This is a genomic window from Streptomyces sp. S6 (genome assembly GCF_054880855.1).
Genome location: NZ_JBTYMC010000604.1, coordinates 1 through 1,726, shown reverse-complemented (window position 1 = coordinate 1,726; position 1,726 = coordinate 1). Strand labels below are relative to the sequence as shown.

The window sequence follows — 1,726 nt, the reverse complement described above, 5'->3', positions numbered from 1 at the left end:
GGCGGCGACCGGCGTCCGCACCGCCGCGAACACCCCCGCGAGCAGCGCCGTCAGCGCCGCCGCCACCCCCAGCAGCCACACCTTCCCGCTGAGTTCCGCGAGGTGCCCGAGCGTGACGGAGGCCGGCTTCCCGGAGGCGAGCAGCCGGTCCACCGGGTCCGGCAGGACGTACGTGAGGACACCGCTCGACCGCCCGTCGAACGGCACGAACAGCCCGAGGTCGACGCCGACCCAGACCCCGTTGGGAGCCCCGAGGAGCGCGGCGCCGAAGATCCGGGCCGGATGGTCGTCCCTGATCGCCGCGAAGGCAGCCGCCGCCCACCCCGCCGCGACGGCGACGAGCAGCACGGACACCACGGCGGACACGGCGGGCCGCACCGCCCGGTGCACGATCCCCCAGTTCAGGGGGAGCGGTGTGCGGCGGGAGGCGAGCAGGGCGATCAGCAGGACGCCCAGGCACCAGCCGAGCCCGCCGAGCAGCGTGGGCCCGGTGTCGACGGTGAACCCGACGGCGGCCTTCGCCTCGATGAGGTTCCCGATCCGGCCCGGCAGTAGCCCGCCGACGTCCCCGATGCCCGGGATGTTCAGCTTGTCCGGGCTGTGGAGCGCGCCCCCGTCGATCGTGATCACATCGTGTCCGGCCCAGGCCAGCCCGCCCAGCATCGCGACGAACAGCCCGGCCACCGCCCCCGCACGCAGCAGGAGTTCACCGAGCGGGACGACAACTCCCGCCGTCCGCAAGGACCGTAAGAAGAACCAGGACAGAAGGAGCGCGCCGGTCAGTCCGACGCCGAGTGGCGCGATTTCGATGGCGCCGGCGGCCTGTGCGCCCGTCAGGCCGAACGCGGACACGTCCCCGGAGGGCGACACGGAACCACCCGCCCCGAGCGCCACCACAGCCGCCGTCATCGGCCCGAGCGACCCGGCGGAATCGGCCCGCAGCAGATGCAGCCCGAGCGCCGCCGTCCCCGCCATCCCGATCAACGCCCAGCTCACGGCGGCGATCGCGGTCAGCAGCACGTCCCTCCAGAGCGCGCCCCGCCCGTACGTCGTTCGTCCTACGCTTCCCCCACTCATCGCAGACCCCCCGATCCGCCGCGTCTGTCCCCCTCGCGTGCGTTTACCACTCTCAGGGTGGGTTTCCGCCCCGTCAACGGCGTCGACGAGGGCGCGTAGGAGCCGTCTTCACAACCCCCGAACAACCCCGCGACAACTCCCGAACATCTTTTGACCACCCCCGGCAAGGCCCGACTTTCGGTCAGAGGGCCGCTCCTGAAATAGTTCCCCCCGATGTTCGACATCCCTACACTCCCTCTGGATGAGGGGCATATCGGGGGACAAATCAGTGGGGCTCGGAGTGCCTGAACTCGTACTCGAAACAAACGGACGTACCTGGACGCTCGATCCGTCCAGGGCATACACACTCGGACGCGACCCTCAGGGGGACGTCGTGTTCGACGACGCCAGGGTCTCCTGGCGGCACGCCACGGTCAGCTTCGACGGCCGTAGCTGGGTCATCGAGGACCACGGCAGCACGAACGGCAGCTACGTGCAGGGGCAGCGGATCCAGCGGACCGACCTGGCCCCCGGCAGCGTCGTCAACCTCGGCAACGCCACGGACGGCCCCCGCCTGAACCTGACGGCCGTCCAGCAGCCGGTGGCCCAGCAGGCCGCCGCCCCGCACCAGCCGTACGCCGCCCAGGGCGCCGGCTGGAACCAGCAGCCC

The 1,726-nt window shown here is 71.7% G+C and carries 2 protein-coding genes; one reads left to right on the top strand and one right to left on the bottom strand.

Going from position 1 to position 1,726, the window contains the following annotated elements; translation table 11 throughout:
* Nucleotides 1-1,077 (bottom strand): streptophobe family protein (locus ACVNF4_RS35705; protein WP_461806993.1); only part of this gene is annotated, 1,077 nt, incomplete at its 3' end.
* A 241-nt stretch (nt 1,078-1,318) separates the two neighbouring features.
* Between ACVNF4_RS35705 and ACVNF4_RS35700 the strand changes: the two genes are divergently transcribed.
* A partial coding sequence (locus tag ACVNF4_RS35700; RefSeq protein ID WP_461806992.1) for an FHA domain-containing protein occupies nt 1,319-1,726 on the top strand: 408 nt, incomplete at its 3' end.